This is a genomic window from Pseudomonas sp. RT4P38, from assembly GCF_054897765.1.
Genome location: NZ_CM142703.1, coordinates 321,146 through 341,474, shown reverse-complemented (window position 1 = coordinate 341,474; position 20,329 = coordinate 321,146). Strand labels below are relative to the sequence as shown.

The window sequence follows — 20,329 nt, the reverse complement described above, 5'->3', positions numbered from 1 at the left end:
CCGGAGCAAAACCATGAAAACCCTACAACCCGATACCCTGATCAAAAACCCTCAAGGCTGCCACGTGGTGTCCTCGGTGGAAGTGCCGGCCGATGCCAAGAAGGTCTGGGCAGTGGTCGGTAACTTTGCCGGCTTCGATCAATTCATTCCGGCGCTGTCGCACATCGAGATGACCGGTGAAGGCGTGTCGTCCCTGCGCAAGAAATTCTTCAAGGACGGCAACCTGGTGGTCGAGCAACTCAACTCGCGGGATGACCAGGCATTGAACATGACGTGGACCACAATCTACAACACGCTGGGCGTGGCCAACTTGTGGGCGGCGATGAGTGTTGAACCGCTGGACGCGGGTAAGTCGCGGGCGACCTGGACCATCATCGCCGAACCCGCACAGCGCGGTGCCGAGGCATTGCCGGGGTTCAAGGATTTCGTGCAGGGCTTTGCCGATGACTCGATGAACAATGTGTTGAAGCTGTTTGCGTAAGGCTTTGGTTCAGCGGTGACTGATCCACCGCTATCGCGAGCAAGCTCGCTCCCACAGGTTGGCCGAGTTCCTTCAAATGGAATGCGGTCAAATGTGGGAGCGAGCTTGCTCGCGATTGAACGATAACGCGGTCCAACTTCAATCAAATTTTGAAGCTATCAACCAACTGCTTCAATCGGTTCGCCTGCAGGGACAAAGCATCGCAATCCTTCAACGTTTCATTGAGGTTGGCCACGCTTTGCTGGTTCAGCAGGTTGATCTGGTTAACGTCGACGTTGAGGGTTTCCACGACCGCCGTCTGCTCTTCGGTCGCTGCGGCCACCGACTGGTTCATGCCATCGATTTCACCGATACGCTGGGTCACGCTGACCAATCGCAAGCCAGCCTGGTTCGCCACTTCAACGCTCTGCTCGCTGGAGGCTTGACTGGCGTTCATGGTTGTCACTGCTTCGCGAGAACCAATCTGCAGCGAGGTGATCATCTTGTGGATCTCCTCCGCCGATTCCTGGGTACGGTGAGCGAGGTTACGCACTTCGTCCGCCACCACCGCGAAACCACGACCGGCTTCACCGGCACGGGCCGCTTCGATGGCCGCGTTGAGCGCGAGCAAGTTGGTCTGCTGGGAGATGCCTTTGATCACATCCAGAATGTGCCCGATGTTGTCGGTGCTGGCGTTCAGGGTTTCGATCTGAGTGCAGGACAGGCTGATTTTCTGCGACAACTCTGTCATCGCCAGAATGGTTTTCTCCACCACCTGCCGACCGTCATCGGCCTGCTCGCTCGCACCGCTGGCGTGCTGGGAAGCATCGGCGGCATTGCGGGCGATTTCCTGGGTGGCGGCGCCCAATTGATTAATCGCCGCGGCTACGCTGTTGGTGCGGGCGCTTTGCTCGTCGGAGCCGACGATCGAGGCGTTGGACGAGGCCATCACCCGTTGCGACAGGTCGTGAACCTGACGGGTTGCCGACGAAACTTCGGAAATCGACGCGTGAATTCGCTCCACGAACTGGTTGAACGAACCGCCTAGCTCACCGAACTCGTCTTTACTTTCCACGGCCAGGCGACGGGTCAGGTCGCCCTCACCTTGGGCGATGTCCTGCATCGCACGGCCCATGGTGGTCAGCGGACGCATCAGCACGTTGATCAGCAGGCTCAGCAGCACGGCAATGGCCGTTACGGCGATGAACATCGCGATCAGCGCAGAAGTGCGGAACTGGCTGAGTGGTGCGTAGGCCTTGTCCTTGTCGATCGACAGACCGATGTACCACTCGGCATTCGGCAGACCACTGACCGGCGTGAACGAAAGGATACGGTCCTGCTTGTTCAGGGTGACGTCCTGATTGCCCTTCTCGATGCGCACGCCGGCGTTCGGGTAGATGTCCTTCAGGTTTTTCATCACCTGGTCTTTGTCCGGGCTGACGATCACCTGACCGTCGGCGCTGACCAGGAATGCGTGACCGATGCCACCGAAGTCCACCGAGTTGATGATCTTCACCAGTGTTTCCAGACTCAGGTCACCACCGACCACGCCGAGCAACTCGCCGTTCTTTTTCACCGGCAGGGCGATGGTCACCACCAGGCCACCGACGGCAGCCATGTAAGGCGGAGTCAGCATGGTCTTGTCGGCAGCCACCGCTTGTTTGTACCAGGGACGCTGACGCGGATCGTAACCGTCAGGCATCTTCGCGTCCGGGCGCTGAGTGAACACGCCGTTGGCCTGGCCCACGTAGGTGAACTGGAAGTTCGAGGTCAGGGCCGGTTGATTGACCAGCCCCGGGAGGTCGGCATTGGCGCCTTGATGGGCGACGTTTTGCGCGAGGTTTTCCAGCACCAGCACACGGCCGCTCATCCAGTTTTGCACACTGCTGGCGGTCAGATCGCCGGCCTGCTGGACGCTCGACTCGAGGTTTTGGCGGATGGTGTTTCGCTGCAGATAGTCGTTGTACAAAGTGAACAACGCAAAAGCCAGCACCACGACGCCGGAGGCGGCCAGAAGGATTTTATGGCTGAATTTGAGATTCATTTCATGGGACTTCTTATGCAAAAAGTGGGGATGCGTTCAGGGTTGCAGCATTCCAGGTAACAGCGCAGGCAGGGCTCTGTGGCCGCTCTACTTTGGTGCACGCATGTCTCATCAGGCTGTCGGCACAAACCGGAGAAAACTTAGGCGTTTGTACGAAATGGTCGGCATTTCCTGTCAGATACCCGCCGAACGGTGCTAAAGCGCCTGATCAGACTTTTGCTGCTGCGCCGGCGTAACAACTCGGCTAATTCCTGGCTACGTCAGTCATGCGACGTCGGGCGGGCCGAACACCATGAACACGAACTGGCCTGGCAACGGGTGCAGTCGCTACAAGCCGAGTTGAGCAGCAACCTGCGGGCGGTGCCCGGTGCTCAAGTGGCCTTCAATACGTTGGAAAACAGCGCCCAGGGACTGGGACGACGCCAAGCCTTGAAGCTGCTGTCGAGTACGTTGCTGATGGGGGCGTGGCTGGGCAAAGATGCAGTGGGCTGGCAACAGTGGACCGCCGATTTCGCCACCGCCACGAGCGAACAGCGCGGTTTCCAATTACCCGACGGCACAAGACTGGAGCTCAACACCGCCAGTGCAGTTGATCTGGATTACAACGCACAGCAGCGGCTGATCAAACTGACTCGCGGCGAGATCATCGTGACGTGCGGCGGGATCGACGAAGGATCTTCGTTTGACCGACCTCTGCGGGTGCAAAGTCGTCACGGTGTTTATGAAGGCGTTGGGGCACGTTTCATCCTGCGTCAGGAGAGCGACGGCACACGACTCAGTGTTACCGCTGGCAGGGTTGTCATCCATTCGCCGCTTGCCGCCGATGGCTTGCCGACTCAGGTGCAGGCAGGGCAAAGCTATCTGATCGATCACCACCAGGCGAGTTTGGCGCCACCTCTGCATGGATGTTGGTGCTTGGGCTGACGGATTGATCGTTACCCGCAACATGCGGTTGGGGGATTTCCTTAATGAAGTCGGACGCTATCGCCACGGTTATCTGACGTGCTCAGCGGACACTGCCGACTTGCGGCTGTCCGGTGTTTTCCGCCTGGAGAACACCGACACGTTGCTGGCCAACCCCTACCGACGCAACCCACCGCTATGACTACGTGGCGTTACGCAGCTTCAACGATGGTTCGGTGGATAACATCTATCTGAATGGCTTGAAGTCCATGGGTGACAGCAGCACCTATAGCACCATTAGCCAGCACCTGATTCCAGGGGCTGGCTTTGTCATCTCGTCGGGAACATTCCACTGGTTTGGATATGGCGTCACTGAGCGTTTAAGGAGCCCATAACGACAAAACCCCTGTCTGCGCTAGCAGACAGGGGTTTCGGAATTCAATCTTGACGATGACCTACTCTCACATGGGGAAACCCCACACTACCATCGGCGATGCATCGTTTCACTGCTGAGTTCGGGATGGGATCAGGTGGTTCCAATGCTCTATGGTCGTCAAGAAATTCTGTGACCAGCCCGTTACAGCGTAACGTGCCAGAAAAATTGGTGACTTCTACTAAAACAAAACCCCTACCTGCATACGCAGATAGGGGTTTCGGAATTTAATCTTGACGATGACCTACTCTCACATGGGGAAACCCCACACTACCATCGGCGATGCATCGTTTCACTGCTGAGTTCGGGATGGGATCAGGTGGTTCCAATGCTCTATGGTCGTCAAGAAATTCGGGAGCCAGGTCGTGGGCCTTTGCAGGTTCACGCTCCAGCGAATGGGTATGCGATAGTTTGGTGTTTTGTGAGTATCTCGAACTTTCGGTTCGGTTCGTCTTCACACACCGCAATCTGGTGCTCTTTCGCTTTTCAGCTCGAAGCCTGCAAATTGCTTGGGTGTTATATGGTCAAGCCTCACGGGCAATTAGTATTGGTTAGCTCAACGCCTCACAGCGCTTACACACCCAACCTATCAACGTCGTAGTCTTCGACGGCCCTTCAGGGGACTCAAGGTCCCAGTGAGATCTCATCTTGAGGCTAGTTTCCCGCTTAGATGCTTTCAGCGGTTATCTATTCCGAACATAGCTACCCGGCAATGCCACTGGCGTGACAACCGGAACACCAGAGGTTCGTCCACTCCGGTCCTCTCGTACTAGGAGCAGCCCCTCTCAAATCTCAAACGTCCACGGCAGATAGGGACCGAACTGTCTCACGACGTTCTAAACCCAGCTCGCGTACCACTTTAAATGGCGAACAGCCATACCCTTGGGACCGGCTTCAGCCCCAGGATGTGATGAGCCGACATCGAGGTGCCAAACACCGCCGTCGATATGAACTCTTGGGCGGTATCAGCCTGTTATCCCCGGAGTACCTTTTATCCGTTGAGCGATGGCCCTTCCATACAGAACCACCGGATCACTAAGACCTACTTTCGTACCTGCTCGACGTGTCTGTCTCGCAGTCAAGCGCGCTTTTGCCTTTATACTCTACGACCGATTTCCGACCGGTCTGAGCGCACCTTCGTACTCCTCCGTTACTCTTTAGGAGGAGACCGCCCCAGTCAAACTACCCACCATACACTGTCCTCGATCCGGATAACGGACCTGAGTTAGAACCTCAAAGTTGCCAGGGTGGTATTTCAAGGTTGGCTCCACGCGAACTGGCGTCCACGCTTCAAAGCCTCCCACCTATCCTACACAAGCAAATTCAAAGTCCAGTGCAAAGCTATAGTAAAGGTTCACGGGGTCTTTCCGTCTAGCCGCGGATACACTGCATCTTCACAGCGATTTCAATTTCACTGAGTCTCGGGTGGAGACAGCGCCGCCATCGTTACGCCATTCGTGCAGGTCGGAACTTACCCGACAAGGAATTTCGCTACCTTAGGACCGTTATAGTTACGGCCGCCGTTTACCGGGGCTTCGATCAAGAGCTTCGCGTTAGCTAACCCCATCAATTAACCTTCCGGCACCGGGCAGGCGTCACACCCTATACGTCCACTTTCGTGTTTGCAGAGTGCTGTGTTTTTAATAAACAGTCGCAGCGGCCTGGTATCTTCGACCGGCATGGGCTTACGCAGTAAATGCTTCACCCTCACCGGCGCACCTTCTCCCGAAGTTACGGTGCCATTTTGCCTAGTTCCTTCACCCGAGTTCTCTCAAGCGCCTTGGTATTCTCTACCCAACCACCTGTGTCGGTTTGGGGTACGGTTCCTGGTTACCTGAAGCTTAGAAGCTTTTCTTGGAAGCATGGCATCAACCACTTCGTCACCCAAAGGGTAACTCGTCATCAGCTCTCGGCCTTAAGATCCCGGATTTACCTAAGATCTCAGCCTACCACCTTAAACTTGGACAACCAACGCCAAGCTGGCCTAGCCTTCTCCGTCCCTCCATCGCAATAACCAGAAGTACAGGAATATTAACCTGTTTTCCATCGACTACGCTTTTCAGCCTCGCCTTAGGGACCGACTAACCCTGCGTCGATTAACGTTGCGCAGGAAACCTTGGTCTTTCGGCGTGGGTGTTTTTCACACCCATTGTCGTTACTCATGTCAGCATTCGCACTTCTGATACCTCCAGCAAGCTTCTCAACTCACCTTCACAGGCTTACAGAACGCTCCTCTACCGCATCACCTAAGTGATACCCGTAGCTTCGGTGTATGGTTTGAGCCCCGTTACATCTTCCGCGCAGGCCGACTCGACTAGTGAGCTATTACGCTTTCTTTAAAGGGTGGCTGCTTCTAAGCCAACCTCCTAGCTGTCTAAGCCTTCCCACATCGTTTCCCACTTAACCATAACTTTGGGACCTTAGCTGACGGTCTGGGTTGTTTCCCTTTTCACGACGGACGTTAGCACCCGCCGTGTGTCTCCCATGCTCGGCACTTGTAGGTATTCGGAGTTTGCATCGGTTTGGTAAGTCGGGATGACCCCCTAGCCGAAACAGTGCTCTACCCCCTACAGTGATACATGAGGCGCTACCTAAATAGCTTTCGAGGAGAACCAGCTATCTCCGAGCTTGATTAGCCTTTCACTCCGATCCACAGGTCATCCGCTAACTTTTCAACGGTAGTCGGTTCGGTCCTCCAGTTAGTGTTACCCAACCTTCAACCTGCCCATGGATAGATCGCCCGGTTTCGGGTCTATTCCCAGCGACTAGACGCCCTATTAAGACTCGCTTTCGCTACGCCTCCCCTATTCGGTTAAGCTCGCCACTGAAAATAAGTCGCTGACCCATTATACAAAAGGTACGCAGTCACCCAACAAAGTGGGCTCCCACTGCTTGTACGCATACGGTTTCAGGATCTATTTCACTCCCCTCTCCGGGGTTCTTTTCGCCTTTCCCTCACGGTACTAGTTCACTATCGGTCAGTCAGTAGTATTTAGCCTTGGAGGATGGTCCCCCCATATTCAGACAAAGTTTCTCGTGCTCCGTCCTACTCGATTTCATGACCAAGAGATTTTCGCGTACAGGGCTATCACCCACTATGGCCGCACTTTCCAGAGCGTTCCGCTAATCTCAAAGCCACTTAAGGGCTAGTCCCCGTTCGCTCGCCACTACTAAGGGAATCTCGGTTGATTTCTTTTCCTCAGGGTACTTAGATGTTTCAGTTCCCCTGGTTCGCCTCTTAAGCCTATGTATTCAGCTTAAGATAACCATCTTATGATGGCTGGGTTCCCCCATTCAGACATCTCCGGATCAAAGTCTGTTTGCCGACTCCCCGAAGCTTTTCGCAGGCTACCACGTCTTTCATCGCCTCTGACTGCCAAGGCATCCACCGTATGCGCTTCTTCACTTGACCATATAACCCCAAGCAATCTGGTTATACTGTGAAGACGACATTCGCCGAAAATTCGATTCTTGCTCATAAAGAGCAACTCACAAATTTTACCTTAGCCTGATCCGTTACCAGTGAAAGTAACGTCCAGTCTATCTTTCTATCACATACCCAAATTTTTAAAGAACGATCTAGCCAAAGACTAGAAATCAACATTCACCATCGTCACGATGGAATGCTCATTTCTAAGCTTTCAACAACAGAAGCAGTTAGTGGTGGAGCCAAACGGGATCGAACCGTTGACCTCCTGCGTGCAAGGCAGGCGCTCTCCCAGCTGAGCTATGGCCCCGTATTTCTACAGGCGTTTCCCACACAAAATTGGTGGGTCTGGGCAGATTCGAACTGCCGACCTCACCCTTATCAGGGGTGCGCTCTAACCAACTGAGCTACAGACCCAATTTCGGGCTGCTTCTTATCGTCTTCTTCAATGAATCAAGCAATTCGTGTGGGAACTTATGGAGCAGCTGATGTCGTCGATTAAGGAGGTGATCCAGCCGCAGGTTCCCCTACGGCTACCTTGTTACGACTTCACCCCAGTCATGAATCACACCGTGGTAACCGTCCTCCCGAAGGTTAGACTAGCTACTTCTGGTGCAACCCACTCCCATGGTGTGACGGGCGGTGTGTACAAGGCCCGGGAACGTATTCACCGCGACATTCTGATTCGCGATTACTAGCGATTCCGACTTCACGCAGTCGAGTTGCAGACTGCGATCCGGACTACGATCGGTTTTCTGGGATTAGCTCCACCTCGCGGCTTGGCAACCCTCTGTACCGACCATTGTAGCACGTGTGTAGCCCAGGCCGTAAGGGCCATGATGACTTGACGTCATCCCCACCTTCCTCCGGTTTGTCACCGGCAGTCTCCTTAGAGTGCCCACCATTACGTGCTGGTAACTAAGGACAAGGGTTGCGCTCGTTACGGGACTTAACCCAACATCTCACGACACGAGCTGACGACAGCCATGCAGCACCTGTCTCAATGTTCCCGAAGGCACCAATCCATCTCTGGAAAGTTCATTGGATGTCAAGGCCTGGTAAGGTTCTTCGCGTTGCTTCGAATTAAACCACATGCTCCACCGCTTGTGCGGGCCCCCGTCAATTCATTTGAGTTTTAACCTTGCGGCCGTACTCCCCAGGCGGTCAACTTAATGCGTTAGCTGCGCCACTAAGAGCTCAAGGCTCCCAACGGCTAGTTGACATCGTTTACGGCGTGGACTACCAGGGTATCTAATCCTGTTTGCTCCCCACGCTTTCGCACCTCAGTGTCAGTATCAGTCCAGGTGGTCGCCTTCGCCACTGGTGTTCCTTCCTATATCTACGCATTTCACCGCTACACAGGAAATTCCACCACCCTCTACCATACTCTAGCTCGACAGTTTTGAATGCAGTTCCCAGGTTGAGCCCGGGGATTTCACATCCAACTTAACGAACCACCTACGCGCGCTTTACGCCCAGTAATTCCGATTAACGCTTGCACCCTCTGTATTACCGCGGCTGCTGGCACAGAGTTAGCCGGTGCTTATTCTGTCGGTAACGTCAAAACACTTACGTATTAGGTAAATGCCCTTCCTCCCAACTTAAAGTGCTTTACAATCCGAAGACCTTCTTCACACACGCGGCATGGCTGGATCAGGCTTTCGCCCATTGTCCAATATTCCCCACTGCTGCCTCCCGTAGGAGTCTGGACCGTGTCTCAGTTCCAGTGTGACTGATCATCCTCTCAGACCAGTTACGGATCGTCGCCTTGGTGAGCCATTACCTCACCAACTAGCTAATCCGACCTAGGCTCATCTGATAGCGCAAGGCCCGAAGGTCCCCTGCTTTCTCCCGTAGGACGTATGCGGTATTAGCGTCCGTTTCCGAGCGTTATCCCCCACTACCAGGCAGATTCCTAGGCATTACTCACCCGTCCGCCGCTCGCCACCAGGTACAAGTACCCGTGCTGCCGCTCGACTTGCATGTGTTAGGCCTGCCGCCAGCGTTCAATCTGAGCCATGATCAAACTCTTCAGTTCAAACATCTTTGGGTTTTTAAGAAACCCTAAACTTGGCTCAGCAATCGTTGGTTACATCTTTGATTTCTCGCGGAGTAACTTGTGATGCTGATAATCTTGTTGACTATCAGTCTGACTCCACAAGCACCCACACGAATTGCTTGATTCAGTTGTTAAAGAGCGGTTGGTTAAGATCTTTCGTCTCAACCGAGGCGCGCATTCTACAGCAGCCTCTGTTGCTGTCAAGCGGTTATTTTCAGAAGTTTTCAAAGTTTCCTTTGTAACTTCAACCACTTGCGCTTTCGATCTCTCGTTAGCGGGAGGCGAATTCTACAGCGTTACTCGCTGCTGTCAACACCTCTTTTACACCGCTTTCGACCGAGAAGATCGAACCGTTAAAAGAGCCAAACAACCCCGCTCTTTCAACTCCTTCTGGGCTTCGATGAACTGAAGCAACTCGCTGTCGAAAACTGCGCAACTCATTGTTTACCAAGGAGTTTTCCGTTTCGACTGCGCCGGAAGTGGGGCGAATTATAGACGTCCAGAATCTGCCGTCAACCCTTAATTGCGCTTTTCTATCAAACACTTGCTGAACGCCGGAAAACAACCCGACTCTTCTCTATATAGGAGAGTAAAATCTCTCCCCCCTATATAGAAGAAATCCTCAGAGCACCCCGGCCTCTTTGAATGCCGCCACAACATCAGCATCCAGACCCAACACCCGCTGCAGAACCTCCAGCGTATGCTCCCCTAATAGAGGAGGCGCATTGCGATACTCCACAGGCGTTTCGGATAGACGAATCGGACTCGCCACTTGCGGCACCATTCCGGCCAGCACATGGGGCAGCTCGATCGCCAACCCGCGCGCCTTAACCTGAGGATCCGCAAACATCTGAGCCAGATCATTGATCGGCCCGCACGGCACACCTGCTTGCTCTAGCTGCAGCACCCACTCCGCAGTCGTCTTGAACACCGTCGCCTGGCGAATAAGCGGAATCAACACCGCACGATTCGCCACCCGCAACTTGTTGGTCGCAAAGCGCGGGTCATCTGCCCACTGCGGCTGACCAGCCACTTCGGCAAACTTGCGAAACTGCCCGTCATTACCCACGGTAAGGATGAAGTCTCCATCCGCCGTAGGAAAGTCCTGATAAGGCACGATATTCGGATGAGCATTACCCAGGCGCTTCGGAGCATTGCCCGTAGTCAGGTAATTCATTGCCTGGTTAGCCAGACAAGCCACCTGAACATCCAACAGCGCCATATCAATATGCTGACCGCCACCGTCATGATCCCGATGAGCCAGTGCCGCCAGGACAGCCACCGTCGAGTAGAGACCGGTCAATATGTCCGTCAGCGCCACGCCGACTTTTACCGGGCCAGCACCCTCGTCGCCTTCGGGACGCCCAGTCAGACTCATCAGGCCGCCAAGCCCCTGAATCATGAAGTCATAACCCGCGCGCTTGGCGTAAGGGCCTGTCTGGCCAAACCCGGTAATCGAGCAATAGATCAGATTCGGATTGATCGCCTTCAGAGACTCATAGTCCAAACCATATGCCGCCAGCCCACCGACCTTGAAGTTCTCGATCAGGATGTCCGACTTCGCCGCCAGATCGCGCACCAGCTTCTGCCCTTCAGGCCGGGTGAAGTCGATGGTGACCGATTGCTTGTTGCGATTGGCCGACAGGTAATAGGCTGCCTCGCTGGTGTTCTCGCCATAAGCGTCTTTAAGGAAGGGAGGCCCCCAGGCGCGCGTGTCATCGCCATTGCCCGGGCGCTCGACCTTGATCACATCGGCGCCAAGGTCAGCAAGGATCTGCCCGGCCCAAGGCCCGGCCAGCACCCGCGATAAATCCAGTACCCGTAGATGCGAAAGCGCGCCCATGGCCGTTCTCCTATTAATAGAACGCCTGGATGCCAGTCTGCGCACGACCGAGGATCAGTGCGTGGACGTCATGCGTACCTTCATAGGTATTCACCACTTCCAGGTTGACCAAGTGGCGAGCAACACCGAATTCATCGGAAATGCCGTTGCCACCCAGCATGTCGCGCGCCATGCGAGCAATGTCCAGGGACTTGCCGCAGGAGTTGCGCTTCATCATCGAAGTGATCTCGACCGCTGCAGTACCTTCATCTTTCATACGACCCAGACGCAGGCAACCTTGCAGCGCCAGGGTGATTTCAGTCTGCATGTCGGCCAGCTTCTTCTGGATCAGCTGAGTGGCGGCCAATGGACGGCCAAACTGCTGACGATCCAGGGTGTATTGGCGAGCGGTGTGCCAGCAAAACTCGGCCGCGCCCAGCGCGCCCCAGGAAATGCCGTAACGTGCCGAGTTGAGGCACGTAAAAGGACCTTTCAAACCACGGACATCCGGGAAGATGTTCTCTTCAGGGACAAACACGTTATCCATGACGATCTCGCCGGTGATGGATGCACGCAGGCCAACCTTGCCGTGAATCGCAGGAGCACTCAGGCCCTTCCAGCCTTTCTCCAGAACGAAGCCGCGGATGTCGCCGGCGTCGTCCTTGCCCCAGACCACGAACACATCGGCAATCGGGCTGTTGGTGATCCACATCTTGTTGCCGGTCAGGCTATAGCCTCCTTCCACTTTGCGCGCACGAGTAATCATCGCGCCCGGGTCGGAACCGTGGTTAGGTTCGGTCAGACCGAAGCAACCAATCCATTCGCCTGAAGCCAGTTTCGGCAGGTACTTCTGCTTCTGGGCTTCGGTACCAAATTCATTGATCGGCACCATGACCAGCGAGGACTGCACACTCATCATCGAGCGATAGCCGGAGTCGACACGCTCGACTTCACGGGCGATCAGGCCGTAGCTGACGTAGTTCAGGCCGCTGCCACCATACTGCTCAGGGATAGTCGCGCCCAACAGACCTATTTCGCCCATCTCGCGGAAGATTGCCGGGTCGGTCTTTTCATGGCGGAAAGCTTCGAGAACACGCGGCGCGAGCTTCTGCTGAGCGAATTGCTCAGCGGTGTCGCGGATCATGCGTTCTTCTTCGGTGAGCTGTTGATCCAACAGCAGGGGATCGATCCAGTTGAAGCTAGCTTTACCGCCCATGAGTGTGTCCTCTCGAATCGGGTCAAATAACATGGACTGATCCTAGGCCGTGTTCGGCATCACGGCAAACGAGGAATTTGCATACTGTTGTGCTAATTTCTCACTCCGTAACATCGCCAAATAGCTTTTATGCGATGTATTAGTGAGGTTGAAGTACATGCGCAGGAAAATCCCCAGCACAACTGCCCTGATCAGCTTTGAAGCGGCAGCTCGCCACGAAAGCTTTACCAAGGCTGCCCAGGAGCTTTCGCTCACTCAGGGCGCAATTTGCCGACAGATCGCCAGCCTTGAGGAGTTCCTCAGCGTAGAACTGTTCCGACGCTCGCGACGTGGGGTCAAGCTGACGGAGGCCGGCCTTTCCTACAGCCGACGGGTAGCCACTCAACTGGATGCGGTTGAGCGGGACACCTTGTCAGTGATGGGCCAGCAAGGTGCCAACGTGATCGAGCTGGCGGTGGTTCCAACCTTCGGCACTCAATGGCTGCTGCCACGACTCAAGGATTTCCAGCAAAAACACCCGGAAGTGACGGTCAACCTCACCAACCGAACGCGACCCTTCCTGTTTGCCGACACCGACTTCGATGCAGCTATCTATTTTGGCGACGCGGACTGGTCGGGTACCGAATCCCACAGGCTGATGGGTGAAAATCCGATGCCCGTGTGCAGCCCTGACTTACTGGGAAAAAAGACCAATCTGACCCCCAGTGAAATCGCCGAATTGCCCCTACTTCAGCAGACCACCCGCCCTTATGCCTGGCGCCAGTGGTTCAACTCCCAAAACCTTAATATCCCGCGAGACATGACAGGGCCGCGCTACGAGCTATTCTCCATGCTTGCCCAAGCGGCCATGCACGATATGGGAATAGCGCTGATTCCACCGTTCCTGATTCAACGCGAACTGGCCGAGAAGCGCCTGGTCATTGCCAACCCCCAGGCGCTATCCAGCATCAAGGCGTATTACCTGATGATTCCTGAGCGAAAGGTGGAATCGGCCTCTTTAAGGGCATTTCGCGATTGGCTGGTCAATCAAGCACAGAGCTATAGCCTAGAAGGATAAAGGCTCAGCTCAATTAGCTGACCCCGTAGTCAGCAAAATAAAAGCCCTACAGATATAAGTATTTGTCGCATATTCGAAGACTGTACCGACAAGCAGCACAAACGTCCTAGAAGTGCCTGAGTACGTGGCCTTGAGCCTCTATTGGGAAGCAATAACGACTCATTCACCTGACCGATGCGTAAATTCTTCAATTTTTACAAGAATCCTTACAAGGCACGGCCTGCAAGGGATTGAACCGGCCAGTTGCGACATTCGGTCACGGGGTGACTTGTAGTTAATTTTCCGTCACCCGTCATAAACCCTTGAAGGGCACTAAGTTCGCCTGCAAAATGCCGCGCCCCGCCCTGATTTGGCGGGATCGTGCTGATCGGCCGCCCCCAGCCGCACCATCCGAAGTGCCTGGGTTTACTCAATAAGATCACGCAGGAGATTTGACGTGCACATTGGTGTTCCTCTCGAAACCCAGACCGGTGAAACACGGGTTGCTGCAACCCCGGAAACCATCAAGAAGCTGATCGGCCAGGGTCATAAGGTCACTGTGCAAAGCGGCGCCGGCATTAGTGCCAGCGTTGTCGACAGTGCCTATGAAGCGGCAGGCGCAAATATTGGCAGCGCCAACGATGCGTTTGGTGCCGAGCTGATTCTCAAGGTGGTCGCCCCCAGCGACAGCGAGCTGACGCTGATTAAAAGCGGCACCGTTGTGGTGGGCATGCTCAATCCGTTCAGCAATGAAACCATTGCCAAGCTGGCTGAGTGCGGCATTACCGCTTTCGCGCTGGAAGCCGCGCCGCGCACCTCCCGAGCTCAGAGCCTGGATGTGCTGTCCTCCCAAGCCAACATCGCCGGTTATAAAGCCGTGTTGCTGGCCGCTCACCACTATCCACGCTTCATGCCGATGCTGATGACCGCTGCGGGTACCGTGAAAGCGGCGCGCGTGCTGATTCTCGGCGCTGGCGTGGCTGGTTTGCAGGCGATCGCTACGGCGAAACGTCTGGGCGCAGTGATCGAAGCGTCTGACGTACGTCCTGCGGTAAAAGAGCAGATCGAATCCCTCGGCGCCAAGTTCGTCGACGTGCCTTATGAGACCGATGAAGAGCGCGAATGCGCCGTCGGTGTCGGCGGTTACGCGCGACCAATGCCCGCCAGCTGGATGCAACGTCAGGCCCTGGCCGTGCACGAACGCGCCAAGCAGGCTGACATTGTCATCACCACCGCACTGATCCCGGGCCGCAAGGCACCGACGCTCTTGAGCGCGGAAACCGTGGCACAGATGAAGCCAGGCTCGGTGGTCATCGACCTCGCGGCAGCCCAGGGCGGTAACTGCCCACTCACCGTGGCTGACCAGGTCGTCGTCGAGAATGGCGTGATCATTTGCGGCCCGACCAACCTGGCCGGCGCAGTCGCGGCAGACGCTTCGGCACTGTACGCGCGCAACCTGCTGGACTTCCTGAAGCTGGTCTTCAACAAAGAAGGCCAGTTCGAGATCAACCTCGAAGACGACATCGTCGCCGCGTGCCTGATGTGCCGCGACGGCCAAGTCATCCGCAAAAACGCCTAAGCAGGGATTCAGACGATGGAAGAGCTTATCTCCCCCGGTATCTACAACCTGATCATCTTCGTGCTGGCGATTTATGTCGGTTATCACGTGGTCTGGAACGTTACGCCTGCGCTGCACACACCACTGATGGCGGTGACTAACGCGATCTCGGCGATCGTCATCGTCGGCGCCATGCTGGCCGCAGCTTTGACCGTGACGCCATTGGGCAAGACCATGGGCACGTTGGCCGTGGCTTTGGCGGCAGTGAACGTGTTTGGTGGCTTCTTGGTTACCCGCAGGATGCTTGAGATGTTCAAGAAAAAAGCCCCGAAAGCAGTAAAAGAAGAGGCGTCCAAGTAATGAGCATGAATCTCGTCACGACGCTCTACTTGATCGCGTCGATCTGCTTCATCCAGGCTCTTAAGGGCCTTTCGCACCCGACTACGTCGCGGCGCGGCAACCTGTTCGGCATGCTCGGCATGGCGCTGGCAATCATCACGACTGTCGGTCTGGTCTACAAACTCGGCGCAGAACTCGCTACAGCGGGCATTGGCTACGTCATCGTCGGTCTGTTGGTCGGCGGCACCGCCGGTTCGATCATGGCCAAACGCGTTGAAATGACCAAGATGCCGGAACTGGTCGCCTTCATGCACAGCATGATCGGTCTGGCCGCAGTGTTCATCGCCATTGCGGCGGTGGTCGAGCCGCAATCCCTAGGCATCGTTAAGCAGTTGGGTGATTCGATTCCGGCCGGTAACCGCATGGAGCTGTTCCTTGGCGCAGCGATTGGTGCCATCACCTTCTCCGGTTCGGTAATTGCCTTCGGTAAGCTCTCGGGCAAGTACAAGTTCCGCCTGTTCCAGGGCGCACCGGTACAGTTCAGCGGCCAACACAAGTTGAACCTTGTGTTGGGCCTGGCGACGCTCGGCCTGGGCATCACCTTCATGCTGACCGGCAACCTCGGTGCTTTCGCCCTGATGTTGGCCCTGGCCTTCGTGATGGGCGTGCTTATCATCATCCCGATCGGTGGTGCCGACATGCCGGTGGTGGTGTCAATGCTCAACAGCTATTCCGGTTGGGCAGCCGCGGGTATCGGCTTCTCGCTGAACAACTCGATGCTGATCATCGCCGGTTCACTGGTGGGTTCGTCTGGTGCGATCCTCTCGTACATCATGTGCAAAGCGATGAACCGCTCGTTCTTCAACGTCCTGCTCGGCGGTTTCGGCGGCGCAACAGATACCGCAGGTCCAGCTGGCGCCAAGGAAGCTCGTCCGGTGAAATCCGGCTCGTCCGACGACGCCGCGTTCCTGCTGACCAACGCCGACACCGTGATCATCGTGCCGGGCTACGGCCTGGCGGTGGCACGTGCCCAGCACTCGCTGATGGAACTGGCGGAGAAGTTGACTCACCGTGGTGTCACTGTGAAGTTTGCGATCCACCCGGTCGCCGGGCGGATGCCAGGGCACATGAACGTCCTGCTGGCCGAGGCCGAAGTACCTTACGAGCAAGTGTTCGAGATGGAAGACATCAACTCCGAGTTCGGTCAGACCGACGTGGTGTTGGTGCTTGGCGCCAACGACGTGGTCAACCCGGCGGCGAAGAACGATCCGAAATCGCCGATTGCCGGCATGCCGATCCTAGAAGCCTATAAAGCCAAGACCGTGATCGTCAACAAACGCTCGATGGCCAGCGGCTATGCCGGTCTGGACAACGAACTGTTCTATCTGGACAAAACCATGATGGTTTTCGGCGACGCCAAGAAAGTCATCGAGGATATGGTTAAAGCAGTCGATTAACACTCTTCGGCACCCTGAACGCCCCGACTCGTCGGGGCGTTTTTGTTTGCGGCTGTTACAGGTCCTGTAACGGTGTTTTGTCTATAAGCTTCGGAATAGACGCCTCGAATGCGACCTTGGTAGCGGGACGGGTGCCAATCAAATTCACTAGACTGCGTACCTTGCTTCCGTTGCCCGAGATAACAATCCATGTACCGTGATCGTATTCGCTTGCCTTCGTTGTTGGATAAGGTGATGAGCGCCGCTGACGCTGCCGCTCTGATTCAGGACGGCATGACCGTCGGCATGAGTGGTTTCACTCGCGCCGGCGAAGCCAAAGCCGTGCCCCACGCACTGGCCGAACGCGCCAAAATCACCCCGCTGAAAATCACGCTGATGACCGGCGCCAGCCTGGGCAACGACCTCGATAAACAGCTCACCGAAGCCGGCGTACTGTCACGACGTATGCCATTCCAGGTCGACAGCACCCTGCGCAAGGCCATTAACGCCGGTGAAGTGATGTTCATTGACCAGCACCTCTCTGAAACCGTCGAGCAATTGCGCAACCAGCAGCTCAAACTGCCGGACATCGCGGTGATTGAGGCCGTGGCCATCACCGAGCAGGGCCATATCGTGCCGACCACTTCGGTGGGTAACTCGGCCAGCTTTGCGATTTTCGCCAAACACGTAATCGTCGAGATCAACCTGGCGCACAACCCAAATCTCGAAGGCCTGCACGACATCTATATCCCGACCTATCGGCCGACCCGCACACCGATTCCGCTGGTAAAGGTCGACGATCGCATTGGCCGCACGGCCATCCCGATCCCGCCGGAAAAGATCGTCGCGATCGTGATCACCAATCAGTCCGACTCGCCGTCCACCGTGTTGCCGCCAGACGTCGACACTCAGGCCATTGCCGACCACCTGATCGACTTCTTCAAGCAGGAAGTGGCTGCCGGGCGCATGACCAACAAGCTCGGCCCGCTGCAGGCCGGGATTGGCAACATCGCCAACTCGGTGATGTGCGGGCTGATCGACTCGCCGTTCGAAGACCTGACGATGTACTCCGAAGTGCTTCAGGACTCGACCTTCGACCTGATCGACGCCGGCAAGCTGAGCTTTGCTTCGGGCAGTTCGATCACCTTATCGAGCCGTCGCAATACCGATGTTTTCGGCAACCTTGAGCGCTACAAGGACAAATTGGTCCTGCGCCCGCAAGAAATTTCCAACCACCCGGAAGTGGTGCGCCGGCTCGGCATCATCGGTATCAACACGGCGCTTGAGTTCGACTTGTACGGCAACGTCAACTCCACCCACATCTGCGGCACGAGGATGATGAACGGCATCGGCGGCTCGGGCGACTTTGCGCGCAATGCGCATTTGGCGATCTTCGTAACCAAGTCGATCGCCAAGGGCGGCGCGATTTCCAGTGTGGTGCCGATGGTCAGCCACGTTGATCACACGGAGCATGACGTTGACATCCTTGTCACGGAGATCGGTCTGGCAGACTTGCGTGGCCTGGCGCCGCGAGAGCGAGCTCGAGTCATCATCGATAACTGCGTGCACCCGGACTATCGCCAAGCCCTCGATGACTACTTCACAGCTGCTTGTGCACTCGGCGGACACACGCCGCATATTCTGCGTGATGCCCTGAGCTGGCACATAAACCTGGAGGAAACCGGGCGGATGCTCACGGTGTAATTGGTACAGATAGCAGCTGACGCAAACACAGTTTCGTCGGCTTGCTGTTGCCAGATCAAATCCTGAATCAAACTGTACTGCTGTACCGGTCTTTTCCTACCGTAATTGCCTACCTTTTCGAGTCAATTCACCAAAAACGCACGATATTAGTGCAGGCAAGTACAGTTGCCTCAATTTCGACCAGTACACCGCCCTTTAACAGTTAACTGGTCCCTCACAATACAGGTGAACTGTATCTAGAGAGACTGGCCAAACGAGAGGATCATTGGCATCAGTTAAACCACTACCTAATCCCGCCACAAGCGGAAGGATGTCAACCATGGAACGTACACTCAGTTCCGAGCTGTTTTTCGAAGACAACGCTGTAAAAACCCAGGCTTCCACGCCTCTTCGCGTTCTCGCCAACCTGATGTTGTGGCAGCGCCGCATCTCCAGCCGCCATCAACTGGCTCGTCTGGATTCGCGCCTGCTGGCTGATGCCGGGATTAGCGAAGCACAACGCTACGAAGAGCTGAGCAAGCCGTTCTGGCGCTAAGTTAGCGTCGCTGGCTCTGACCCACCGGGTCCACCGCCAGCATCCAAATTGAAAAAACAAAGCCCGTCGTGGGAAACCACGACGGGCTTTGTCGTTTTTGAGCATCAATAGGGGTCATACAGTGGAGACCCCTCTCAACAGGTACAGATTCATAAAACAACAAACTGAACCAGTACAATTTCAACATAGCGTGTCTGTTGCAGGAGGCAGGAAGGGATCACCCTGAAATACCGAATTACCAGCAAAAGGACCGCGCAATGAATCACTTACTGGATGTTTCCATTTGCACGCCTCAATCAACACCTCGCCCCCATTGGTTTCGTAGATTAATCGGTGGCCTCGCCAACAGCCTGGAAAGGACCCGAACCCGGCGTTTACTGGGCCAACTCAATGACCGGCAGCTCTCAGACCTGTGCATCAGCCACGCGGATCGTCTCAACGAATTGGATAAACCGTTCTGGCGCTAGCTTCCTGCTTGAACAGACGGGACTGTTCGAACCGATACTCATAGGCCTAATATCCAGATGGAACGTGGCGAACGCTGCATGAGTGGCGTCTGACTCACCAGACACCGCCACCTCTCAATCGGTTTTCCAAAGGAGTTTCACCATGTCCCGACTTCGTCTGCTCAGCGCTGCAGCCCTGCTTGCCGTGGCTGCCAATTCCCACGCCACCAGCTTTATCGTGACCACCGATGCCGTCGTCGGCGCGCTCAAGGCAACGTCCGATGCGACTTCCGATGTCACTTCTTCCTTTCGCGATGACAAAATCGTACGTGCCGCCCGTGATGACGCCGCCAGCTTCGTGGCCAGCGAAGGCGCCATTCGTGGCGTGAAACTGGAAAGCGCACTCGACCATATTCGCCACCAGGCACCTCAGATGAACGCGACTGATGCACAACTGGCGCAAGCCATACTGACTATCTAAGCGGCATCACTGACGTGGGACACGTCCGCCGTGTCCCAATGTTTCGGCGCTGGCTCTAGACCAGGCGTTGCGCTAGCCTTGCGACTCGCCTTCACCTATCGAGTCTCATGCGTTTTCTTTCACATCTATTGATCACTCCGGTTTTCGTGGCAGCCTTTTGGATGGGCTCGGTCCATGCCTTTGACGCCTTCAACCTGTCAACACAAGGCATTGTGGCCACCGGTTACGCCACAAGCATGGTGGCCTCTGCCCCCTTCGACCGTAAGCTGCTCCTCGCGGCACACGATGACGCTGCGGCGTTCATCGCCAGCGACGGCCAACTGCGAGGAGCACAACTGGAGTCCGCCCTGATTTATCTGCGCCGGACCCAGTCAAAACTTCATGCCAGCGACCTTGAACTGGCGCAGGCAATTCTCGTCCAATAGTTATC

13 protein-coding genes, 2 tRNA genes, 4 rRNA genes and 2 pseudogenes are annotated in these 20,329 nt (G+C 55.7%); 12 read left to right on the top strand and 9 right to left on the bottom strand.

What is annotated here, in order from left to right; genetic code table 11:
* The first annotated feature begins 13 nt into the window (after window positions 1-13).
* A complete protein-coding gene (locus ACYZT7_RS01590) occupies window positions 14-481 on the top strand; it encodes an SRPBCC family protein (protein WP_462039677.1) in 468 nt (155 codons plus the stop codon).
* A gap of 142 nt (window positions 482-623) precedes the next feature.
* Here the strand turns inward: ACYZT7_RS01590 and ACYZT7_RS01585 are convergent, their stop codons facing one another.
* Complete coding sequence (locus ACYZT7_RS01585) at window positions 624-2,504, bottom strand: methyl-accepting chemotaxis protein (RefSeq protein WP_462039676.1); 1,881 nt, start codon at window positions 2,502-2,504, stop codon at window positions 624-626.
* 171 nt (window positions 2,505-2,675) lie between these two features.
* Here ACYZT7_RS01585 and ACYZT7_RS01580 point away from each other — a divergent pair.
* Together ACYZT7_RS01580 and ACYZT7_RS01575 are read left to right on the top strand one after the other, a co-directional pair.
* Window positions 2,676-3,609, top strand: a pseudogene (locus ACYZT7_RS01580) (FecR domain-containing protein).
* A pseudogene (locus ACYZT7_RS01575) lies at window positions 3,584-3,706 on the top strand (TonB-dependent receptor plug domain-containing protein); the annotation flags it as partial. The pseudogenes ACYZT7_RS01580 and ACYZT7_RS01575, both read left to right, overlap by 26 nt.
* A gap of 143 nt (window positions 3,707-3,849) precedes the next feature.
* Here the strand turns inward: ACYZT7_RS01575 and rrf (ACYZT7_RS01570) are convergent.
* From rrf (ACYZT7_RS01570) to ACYZT7_RS01535, 8 genes are all read right to left on the bottom strand, one after another.
* Window positions 3,850-3,965 (bottom strand): 5S ribosomal RNA (rrf, locus tag ACYZT7_RS01570).
* 106 nt (window positions 3,966-4,071) lie between these two features.
* A 5S ribosomal RNA gene (gene rrf, locus ACYZT7_RS01565) occupies window positions 4,072-4,187 on the bottom strand.
* A 173-nt stretch (window positions 4,188-4,360) separates the two neighbouring features.
* Window positions 4,361-7,252 (bottom strand): 23S ribosomal RNA (locus ACYZT7_RS01560).
* Window positions 7,253-7,501: 249 nt separating this feature from the next.
* Window positions 7,502-7,577 (bottom strand) — tRNA-Ala (locus tag ACYZT7_RS01555).
* Between the two features lie 30 nt (window positions 7,578-7,607).
* Window positions 7,608-7,684, bottom strand: a tRNA-Ile gene (locus ACYZT7_RS01550).
* An 82-nt stretch (window positions 7,685-7,766) separates the two neighbouring features.
* Window positions 7,767-9,305, bottom strand: a 16S ribosomal RNA gene (locus ACYZT7_RS01545).
* Together the 16S, 23S and 5S rRNA genes with 2 tRNA genes alongside form the textbook arrangement of a ribosomal RNA operon.
* Before the next feature lie 643 nt (window positions 9,306-9,948).
* Entirely contained in the window at window positions 9,949-11,169 is a 1,221-nt protein-coding gene (locus ACYZT7_RS01540) for a CaiB/BaiF CoA transferase family protein (protein ID WP_462039675.1), read from the bottom strand.
* Between the two features lie 13 nt (window positions 11,170-11,182).
* Complete coding sequence (locus ACYZT7_RS01535; protein ID WP_123369330.1) at window positions 11,183-12,364, bottom strand: acyl-CoA dehydrogenase; 1,182 nt, start codon at window positions 12,362-12,364, stop codon at window positions 11,183-11,185.
* A gap of 157 nt (window positions 12,365-12,521) precedes the next feature.
* On the opposite strand from ACYZT7_RS01535, the gene ACYZT7_RS01530 reads away from it, so the two are divergent.
* The 9 genes from ACYZT7_RS01530 to ACYZT7_RS01490 all read left to right on the top strand — a co-directional run bounded on the left by ACYZT7_RS01530 (window position 12,522) and on the right by ACYZT7_RS01490 (window position 20,324).
* On the top strand, window positions 12,522-13,421 hold the full coding sequence (locus ACYZT7_RS01530) for a LysR family transcriptional regulator (protein WP_462041895.1): 900 nt from the start codon (window positions 12,522-12,524) through the stop codon (window positions 13,419-13,421).
* A 436-nt stretch (window positions 13,422-13,857) separates the two neighbouring features.
* Complete coding sequence (locus ACYZT7_RS01525; RefSeq protein WP_462039674.1) at window positions 13,858-14,979, top strand: Re/Si-specific NAD(P)(+) transhydrogenase subunit alpha; 1,122 nt, start codon at window positions 13,858-13,860, stop codon at window positions 14,977-14,979.
* Window positions 14,980-14,994: 15 nt separating this feature from the next.
* On the top strand, window positions 14,995-15,318 hold the full coding sequence (locus ACYZT7_RS01520) for an NAD(P) transhydrogenase subunit alpha part 2 (RefSeq protein ID WP_017335806.1): 324 nt from the start codon (window positions 14,995-14,997) through the stop codon (window positions 15,316-15,318).
* Complete coding sequence (locus ACYZT7_RS01515; protein ID WP_282383290.1) at window positions 15,318-16,754, top strand: NAD(P)(+) transhydrogenase (Re/Si-specific) subunit beta; 1,437 nt, start codon at window positions 15,318-15,320, stop codon at window positions 16,752-16,754. Before ACYZT7_RS01520 ends, ACYZT7_RS01515 begins: the two co-directional genes overlap by 1 nt.
* 189 nt (window positions 16,755-16,943) lie before the next feature.
* The gene (locus ACYZT7_RS01510; RefSeq protein WP_462039673.1) at window positions 16,944-18,437 is read left to right on the top strand and encodes an acetyl-CoA hydrolase/transferase family protein; all 1,494 of its coding nucleotides are present in this window, start codon (window positions 16,944-16,946) and stop codon (window positions 18,435-18,437) included.
* 319 nt (window positions 18,438-18,756) lie between these two features.
* Window positions 18,757-18,972, top strand: a complete 216-nt coding sequence (locus tag ACYZT7_RS01505; protein ID WP_008154465.1) for a DUF1127 domain-containing protein — start codon at window positions 18,757-18,759, stop codon at window positions 18,970-18,972.
* A gap of 257 nt (window positions 18,973-19,229) precedes the next feature.
* Complete coding sequence (locus ACYZT7_RS01500; RefSeq protein ID WP_462039672.1) at window positions 19,230-19,439, top strand: DUF1127 domain-containing protein; 210 nt, start codon at window positions 19,230-19,232, stop codon at window positions 19,437-19,439.
* Window positions 19,440-19,581: 142 nt separating this feature from the next.
* Window positions 19,582-19,899, top strand: a complete 318-nt coding sequence (locus tag ACYZT7_RS01495; protein WP_449644375.1) for a DUF2388 domain-containing protein — start codon at window positions 19,582-19,584, stop codon at window positions 19,897-19,899.
* A 107-nt stretch (window positions 19,900-20,006) separates the two neighbouring features.
* Entirely contained in the window at window positions 20,007-20,324 is a 318-nt protein-coding gene (locus tag ACYZT7_RS01490; protein ID WP_462039671.1) for a DUF2388 domain-containing protein, read from the top strand.
* The last annotated feature ends 5 nt before the right edge of the window (window positions 20,325-20,329 follow it).

What these genes read in the sequence shown, in the direction of transcription:
- ACYZT7_RS01590 (WP_462039677.1), top strand. Translation starts at nt 14, where the DNA reads ATGAAAACCCTACAACCCGATACCCTGATCAAAAACCCTCAAGGCTGC.
- ACYZT7_RS01585 (WP_462039676.1), bottom strand. Translation starts at nt 2,504, where the DNA reads ATGAATCTCAAATTCAGCCATAAAATCCTTCTGGCCGCCTCCGGCGTC.
- ACYZT7_RS01540 (WP_462039675.1), bottom strand. Translation starts at nt 11,169, where the DNA reads ATGGGCGCGCTTTCGCATCTACGGGTACTGGATTTATCGCGGGTGCTG.
- ACYZT7_RS01535 (WP_123369330.1), bottom strand. Translation starts at nt 12,364, where the DNA reads ATGGGCGGTAAAGCTAGCTTCAACTGGATCGATCCCCTGCTGTTGGAT.
- ACYZT7_RS01530 (WP_462041895.1), top strand. Translation starts at nt 12,522, where the DNA reads ATGCGCAGGAAAATCCCCAGCACAACTGCCCTGATCAGCTTTGAAGCG.
- ACYZT7_RS01520 (WP_017335806.1), top strand. Translation starts at nt 14,995, where the DNA reads ATGGAAGAGCTTATCTCCCCCGGTATCTACAACCTGATCATCTTCGTG.
- ACYZT7_RS01515 (WP_282383290.1), top strand. Translation starts at nt 15,318, where the DNA reads ATGAGCATGAATCTCGTCACGACGCTCTACTTGATCGCGTCGATCTGC.
- ACYZT7_RS01510 (WP_462039673.1), top strand. Translation starts at nt 16,944, where the DNA reads ATGTACCGTGATCGTATTCGCTTGCCTTCGTTGTTGGATAAGGTGATG.
- ACYZT7_RS01505 (WP_008154465.1), top strand. Translation starts at nt 18,757, where the DNA reads ATGGAACGTACACTCAGTTCCGAGCTGTTTTTCGAAGACAACGCTGTA.
- ACYZT7_RS01500 (WP_462039672.1), top strand. Translation starts at nt 19,230, where the DNA reads ATGAATCACTTACTGGATGTTTCCATTTGCACGCCTCAATCAACACCT.
- ACYZT7_RS01495 (WP_449644375.1), top strand. Translation starts at nt 19,582, where the DNA reads ATGTCCCGACTTCGTCTGCTCAGCGCTGCAGCCCTGCTTGCCGTGGCT.
- ACYZT7_RS01490 (WP_462039671.1), top strand. Translation starts at nt 20,007, where the DNA reads ATGCGTTTTCTTTCACATCTATTGATCACTCCGGTTTTCGTGGCAGCC.